General features: G+C 53.0%; 1 rRNA gene. It reads right to left on the bottom strand.

What is annotated here, in order from left to right:
• A 23S ribosomal RNA gene (locus F8562_RS05480) occupies positions 1–1,831 on the bottom strand; the annotation flags it as partial.
• Positions 1,832–1,871: the final 40 nt, after the last annotated feature.

Below are 1,871 nucleotides of genomic sequence, written 5' to 3'. Positions count from 1 at the left end.
TACCATCAGCGTGCCTTCTCCCGAAGTTACGGCACCATTTTGCCTAGTTCCTTCACCCGAGTTCTCTCAAGCGCCTTGGTATTCTCTACCTGACCACCTGTGTCGGTTTGGGGTACGATTTGATGTTACCTGATGCTTAGAGGCTTTTCCTGGAAGCAGGGCATTTGTCACTTCAGCACCGTAGTGCCTCGTCATCACACCTCAGCGTTAATAACGTTCCGGATTTACCTGGAACATCCGCCTACATGCTTAAACCGGGACAACCGTCGCCCGGCCAACATAGCCTTCTCCGTCCCCCCTTCGCAGTAACACCGAGTACAGGAATATTAACCTGTTTCCCATCGACTACGCCTTTCGGCCTCGCCTTAGGGGTCGACTCACCCTGCCCCGATTAACGTTGGACAGGAACCCTTGGTCTTCCGGCGTGCGGGTTTTTCACCCGCATTATCGTTACTTATGTCAGCATTCGCACTTCTGATACCTCCAGCAACCCTCACAGGCCACCTTCAACGGCTTACAGAACGCTCCCCTACCCAACAACACATAGTGTCGCTGCCGCAGCTTCGGTGCATGGTTTAGCCCCGTTACATCTTCCGCGCAGGCCGACTCGACCAGTGAGCTATTACGCTTTCTTTAAATGATGGCTGCTTCTAAGCCAACATCCTGGCTGTCTGGGCCTTCCCACATCGTTTCCCACTTAACCATGACTTTGGGACCTTAGCTGGCGGTCTGGGTTGTTTCCCTCTTCACGACGGACGTTAGCACCCGCCGTGTGTCTCCCGTGATAACATTCTTCGGTATTCGTAGTTTGCATCGGGTTGGTAAGTCGGGATGACCCCCTAGCCGAAACAGTGCTCTACCCCCGAAGATGAGTTCACGAGGCGCTACCTAAATAGCTTTCGGGGAGAACCAGCTATCTCCCGGTTTGATTGGCCTTTCACCCCCAGCCACAAGTCATCCGCTAATTTTTCAACATTAGTCGGTTCGGTCCTCCAGTTAGTGTTACCCAACCTTCAACCTGCCCATGGCTAGATCACCGGGTTTCGGGTCTATACCCTGCAACTTAACGCCCAGTTAAGACTCGGTTTCCCTGCGGCTCCCCTATACGGTTAACCTTGCTACAGAATATAAGTCGCTGACCCATTATACAAAAGGTACGCAGTCACCCCACCCCAAAACGCTCCACTGCCTGATTCTGGATGTTGAACGTCGCTTACGCTCCGTTAACCGTCCATCATGCTGTCGTTACGCATTTTGCGCACCACGCAAAGCGAAACGCTTTGGTGGTGGGGCTCCTACTGCTTGTACGTACACGGTTTCAGGTTCTTTTTCACTCCCCTCGCCGGGGTTCTTTTCGCCTTTCCCTCACGGTACTGGTTCACTATCGGTCAGTCAGGAGTATTTAGCCTTGGAGGATGGTCCCCCCATATTCAGACAGGATACCACGTGTCCCGCCCTACTCTTCGAGTTCACAGCCTGTGTGCTTTAGTGTACGGGAGTATCACCCTGTACCCTGCGACTTTCCAGACGCTTCCACTAACACACAAGCTGATTCAGACTCCGGGCTGCTCCCCGTTCGCTCGCCGCTACTGGGGGAATCTCGGTTGATTTCTTTTCCTCGGGGTACTTAGATGTTTCAGTTCCCCCGGTTCGCCTCGTTAACCTATGTATTCAGTTAACGATAGTGCAACGAATTGCACTGGGTTTCCCCATTCGGACATCGCCGGCTGTAACGGTTCATATCACCTTACCGACGCTTTTCGCAGATTAGCACGTCCTTCATCGCCTCTGACTGCCAGGGCATCCACCGTGTACGCTTAGTCGCTTAACCTCACAACCCGAAGATGTTTCGTAAAACATCGTCGTGTCGC

The sequence above is a fragment of the Klebsiella sp. RCJ4 genome, assembly GCF_009025755.1.
GTDB lineage: Bacteria > Pseudomonadota > Gammaproteobacteria > Enterobacterales > Enterobacteriaceae > Klebsiella > Klebsiella michiganensis.
This window is presented reverse-complemented; position numbering and strand designations above follow the sequence as displayed.